We start from the raw sequence: 4800 nt of genomic DNA on the forward strand, positions 1-4800 counted from the left end.
ATCCATCATGTTGGCGTCCGAGTAGCGGCACTTGACGCCGAAATCCTTTTCGATGCCGGCCCGCTCCTGCTCGATCGCCGCGGCATCGCCCAGGCCGTTGATGGTGACGTTGGCGCCCTCGGCGGCGAAGGCCCGGGCGATTGCCAGGCCGATGCCGCTGGTCGAGCCGGTGACGAGCGCATTCTTCGAAGACAGGGAACCCATGGGAGATCTCGCGACAGGAGGGAAGGGAACTACAAGGGCACATAGTTTGTGCGCCGCAGGATGACAATGCCATGACCATATGTCGTAGCGATTACAATGTTGTGATGCTGTCCGATGCCCGCCAAGCTGGCGCTCGATGCGGGTGACATGGCACTGTCATGGTGCCGTGCAACATATCCTGCCGCGCGTCCAGCGCGTGTCGTTCCTGAACCGATGGGTGAATAGCTTGGAAATCGACGATGTCGTGAAGCGCGCCTACGCGATGCCCCTCACCAACCCTTCCTTCCCGCCCGGACCCTACCGTTTCTTCGACCGCGAATACATCATCATCACCTACCGCACCACGCGTGAGGCGTTGGAGGCGGTCGTGCCCGCGCCGCTCGAGATTGACGAGCCGCTGGTCAAATACGAGTTCATCCGCATGCCGGACTCGACCGGCTTCGGCGACTACACCGAGACCGGCCAGGTCATCCCGGTGCGCTATAAGGGCCAACATGGCGGCTATGTGCATTCCATGTATCTCGACGACGACGCGCCGATCGCCGGCGGCCGCGAGCTCTGGGGCTTCCCCAAGAAGCTCGCCAGCCCCAAGATCGTGCATGAGGGCGAGGTGGTGGTCCGCACGCTGCATTATGGCAGCGTTCTGTGCGCCACCGGCACCATGGGCTACAAGCATCGCGAGGCCGACCACGACCAGGTGCTGGCAGCGCTCGCCGCGCCCAATTTCCTGATCAAGATCATTCCGCATGTCGACGGCAGCCCGCGCATCTGCGAGCTGGTGCGTTACTATCTCACCGACGTCACACTGAAGGAGGCCTGGACGGCGCCCGCCGCGCTCGACCTGCGCCCCCATGTCATGGCCGATGTGGCCAAGCTGCCTGTGCTCGACATCGTTTCGGCCGTGCACTTCACGGCCGATCTGACGCTCGGCCTCGGCGAAGTCGTGCATGATTATCTCGCCGACCACGGCCGATCGACTGCCGGCGTGAAGGCGCTGGAGAAAGCCGGTGCTTGAGCGCAACCGCAACAGGGCGGCCGCCGCCACCATCGCTGAAATCACCGCGCAATACGACCGCATCGCCCTGGTCTTCCAGGGCGGCGGCGCGCTCGGCGCCTATCAGGCCGGCGTCTATCAGGCGCTAGCCGACGCCGGCTGCGAGCCGACCTGGCTGTCCGGCGTCTCGATCGGTGCCATCAATGCCTCGATCATCGCCGGCAACGAGCCGAGCCGCCGCCTGCAGCGGCTGGAGCAGTTCTGGCAGACCGTCTCGGGCCGCAAGATCTGGGCCTATACGCCGGAAGGCGACATCTATCGCGATATCCGCAACCAGACCTCGTCATTCATGACCATGGCCATGGGCCAGCCGGGCTTCTTCAAGCCGCGCAGCCCCAACCCCTGGTTCCAGCTGGCCGGGGCAGACGGCGCCACCAGCTTCTACGACACCGCCGAGCTCAAGGACACGCTGGAAAGCCTGATCGATTTCGACGTGCTGAACGACGGCAGGAAGCGGTTGAGCGTCGGTGCGGTCAATGTCCGGACCGGCAATTTCGTTTATTTCGACACCGACAAGGTGCGCATCGGGCCGGAGCACATCATGGCGAGCGGCGCGCTGCCGCCGGCCTTTCCCTCGATCCGCATCGAGGGCGAGTATTACTGGGACGGCGGCATCGTCTCCAACACGCCGCTGCAATATCTGCTCGACCAGGAGGAGGACCGCTCCTCGCTGGTTTTCCAGGTCGATCTGTTCAGCGCCCGCGGCGTGCTGCCGCGCGGCATGGCCGACGTCCTGTCGCGCCACAAGGACATCATGTATTCCAGCCGCACGCGCCAGAACACCGACAATTTCCAGCGCATCCACGCGCTCAAGATGAAGCTGCTTGACGCGCTGAAGCGCGTGCCGCCGGAGCAGTTGAAGGACGGCGAGAGGGAATTGATCGCCGATTATTCCGACGCCGGCGTGGTCAACATCGTCCACCTGATCTACCAGCACAAAGGCTATGAAGGCCACGCCAAGGACTATGAGTTCTCCGGCACCTCGATGCGCGAGCACTGGGAGATGGGCCTGGAAGACACCGAGCGCACGCTGCGCCACAAGAAGTGGCTGATGCTGCCCGACAATGCCGAAGGCGTCACCATCCACGACCTGCATCGCGAAGACCCGACCTGATCAGCCCTGCGCTGCGGCTTTCAGCGGCATCGTATCTGTTGGCCGCGAGAACCCAGTCGTTCGATCGAGCGGATCGGCCCTACGAGACTGTCGAAACTCTGCCTCGCGTCGTCATCCACGGGCGGAGCAGCCGCGAAGCGGCGTCGCGAAGACCCGAGGATCCATTCCGTGGCTTGGCGCGAAGGGTAAAGACGGCGCAGAACAAAGATCTTTCTGACCGCCGTGACGCTCATAGGTAACGGAATGGATTCTATGGTCTGCGCCGCGTCGCTTCGCTCCTTGCTCCGCCATGGAATGACGACATGAGGGGCGCCTCGGCTATCTCCGAGCGCTATTTCGACGCAGCAAATACATCCCTCGCGACTCGTGTCCCGAACATGGGTTTTGCCCAAACAAAAAAGGCAGCGCCGGCGACCGGCGCTGCCTTTTTGAACTCTTTGCGCTAGACTCAGAAAACGTGGCGGAAGATCACGAACAGCACGAAGGCGAGCGCGATCGAGCAGGGCAGCGTGAGCACCCAGGCCAGCAGAAGATTGCGCACGGTCGACCACTGCAGGCCGGAGCCGTTGGCCGCCATCGTGCCGGCGACGCCGGACGACAGCACATGGGTGGTCGACACCGGCAGGCCGAGACGGTCGGCCATGCCGATGGTGACCATCGCGACCAGCTCGGCGGCGGCGCCCTGGCCATAGGTCAGGTGGCTCTTGCCGATCTTCTCGCCGACGGTGACGACGATGCGCTTCCAGCCGACCATGGTGCCGAGCCCAAGCGCCAGCGCCACGGCGATCTTCACCCACAGCGGGATGAACTTCGTCGCGTTGTCGACCGCCTTGTGATAGTCGGTGACCGCCTTCAGGTCGGCGTCCTGCATAGGCAGCAGCTTCTTCTTGTCAATCAGCTTCAGCGCCTCGCCGATCAGGTAGATGTCGTTGCGCGCGTTGCTGACCAGGTCGGTCGGAACGTTGTCCACGGTGGCGTAGGGCTGCAGCCCGGCGGTCGTGCTGTGGATGTAGGTCTGCAGTGCGAGCGTCGTCTGGTCGTTCCACGACTTGCTGCGCACAGCTTCCTGCACGGCGGCCTTTGCGGCATTGGCATCCGCGACGGTGACCCCCGGCTTGACATATTTGCCCAGCGCCTGCTCGACGGCGACGGACGCCGACTTATAGGCGTCGAGATAGTTGATGTCGGGCGTGCGGTTGAGCGCATAGGCGGTCGGCACCACGCCGATCAGGATCAGCATGATCAGGCCCATGCCCTTCTGGCCGTCATTGGAGCCATGCGCGAAGCTGACGCCGGTGCAGGTGAAGATCAGCAGCGCGCGGATCCACCATGGCGGCGGCGTTTTGCCCTTCGGCGCTTCGTAGAGGGCAGGATTACGCACCAGGAGCTTCATCGCATAGAGCAGCACCGCGGCGGCGAAGAACCCAACGATCGGCGAGACCAGCAGGGTGGTGCCGACATTGGTCGCCTGCCCCCAATCGACGCCGCTGGTGGCGCTTCCTGCCGGAGCCATGAACTGGTTGGCGAGGCCGACGCCGATGATCGAACCGACCATGGTGTGCGAGCTCGAAGCCGGCAGGCCGAGGAACCACGTGCCCAGGTTCCACAGGATGGCGGCGACCAGAAGGGCGAACACCATAGCGAAGCCGGATGACGAGCCGACCTGCAGGATGAGCTCGACCGGCAGCAGCGACAGGATGCCGAACGCCACGGCGCCGCTCGAGGTCAAGACGCCGAGGAAGTTGAAGACGCCGGACCACATGACGGCGAATTCGGCCGGCAGCGACCGCGTGTAGATGACGGTGGCGACGGCGTTGGCGGTGTCGTGGAAGCCGTTGACGAATTCGAAGCCCAGCGCAATCAGAAGCGCTATGCCGAGCAGGATCCACGGTACCGTCTTGGCGATCGCCAGATCCTGGCTGAGCGCGTAGCCGACATAGATGATGCCGACGAGCACCAGCACGCCGAAAGCCGGCAGAAACCATTTCGCCCCGCCCGATTGCTCCAAGGGATGATCCGGTCTCGGGATCCCCGCCTCACTTGAAACTACGTCCACCATTGTCCCACTCCATTTGCATTGCAGCAAAGAACCGGGAAGGACGCTATGTCCCTAGGATGAAGCTGGTGTGACGCCTTGGCCGGCAGGCCACCTATCCGGCTATCTTCAGGAGCGAGGCCACCAGAAGCTTATGCTCGTCTTCGGAAAGCACATCGGAATCGAAAAGGTTCATGCTGCGCATCCCCTCGATGGCGAGAAAGCAGACCAGCAGCGAGCCGAGATCGCTGGTCTCTTCCTTCAACCGTTCGAGCAGTTGGTGCTTGAAGGCCTTTATCGGCGCCAGGAAATCGGGATCTTCGGCGATCGCCGAGAAAATCCAGGAGGCCGAGGGTTTCGGTCGCTCGCAGTCGTCGGCCGACAGCTTGATAT

The 4800-nt window shown here is 63.3% G+C and carries 4 protein-coding genes and 1 pseudogene; 2 read left to right on the forward strand and 3 right to left on the reverse strand.

Annotated features, from left to right (window positions below; genetic code table 11):
- On the reverse strand, nt 1–204 hold a 204-nt coding region (locus tag EOA27_RS22420), incomplete at its 3' end, for an SDR family NAD(P)-dependent oxidoreductase (RefSeq protein ID WP_127257214.1).
- Between the two features lie 226 nt (nt 205–430).
- On the opposite strand from EOA27_RS22420, the gene EOA27_RS22425 reads away from it, so the two are divergent.
- On the forward strand, nt 431–1219 hold the full coding sequence (locus tag EOA27_RS22425) for an acetoacetate decarboxylase (protein WP_127257217.1): 789 nt from the start codon (nt 431–433) through the stop codon (nt 1217–1219).
- Entirely contained in the window at nt 1212–2372 is a 1161-nt protein-coding gene (locus EOA27_RS22430) for a patatin-like phospholipase family protein (RefSeq protein WP_126080905.1), read from the forward strand. Before EOA27_RS22425 ends, EOA27_RS22430 begins: the two co-directional genes overlap by 8 nt.
- 448 nt (nt 2373–2820) lie before the next feature.
- On the opposite strand, the gene EOA27_RS22435 is transcribed toward EOA27_RS22430, so the two are convergent.
- Nucleotides 2821–4431, reverse strand: coding sequence for an inorganic phosphate transporter (locus tag EOA27_RS22435; protein ID WP_126080904.1), 1611 nt, complete (start codon nt 4429–4431; stop codon nt 2821–2823).
- Between the two features lie 91 nt (nt 4432–4522).
- Nucleotides 4523–4800 (reverse strand): annotated as a pseudogene (locus EOA27_RS22440) (TetR/AcrR family transcriptional regulator); the annotation flags it as partial.

The organism is Mesorhizobium sp. M2A.F.Ca.ET.037.01.1.1 (genome assembly GCF_003998075.1).
GTDB lineage: Bacteria > Pseudomonadota > Alphaproteobacteria > Rhizobiales > Rhizobiaceae > Mesorhizobium.

Coding starts and splice junctions, on each gene's coding strand:
- EOA27_RS22435 (WP_126080904.1), bottom strand. CDS start 4,431: ATGGTGGACGTAGTTTCAAGTGAGGCGGGGATCCCGAGACCGGATCAT.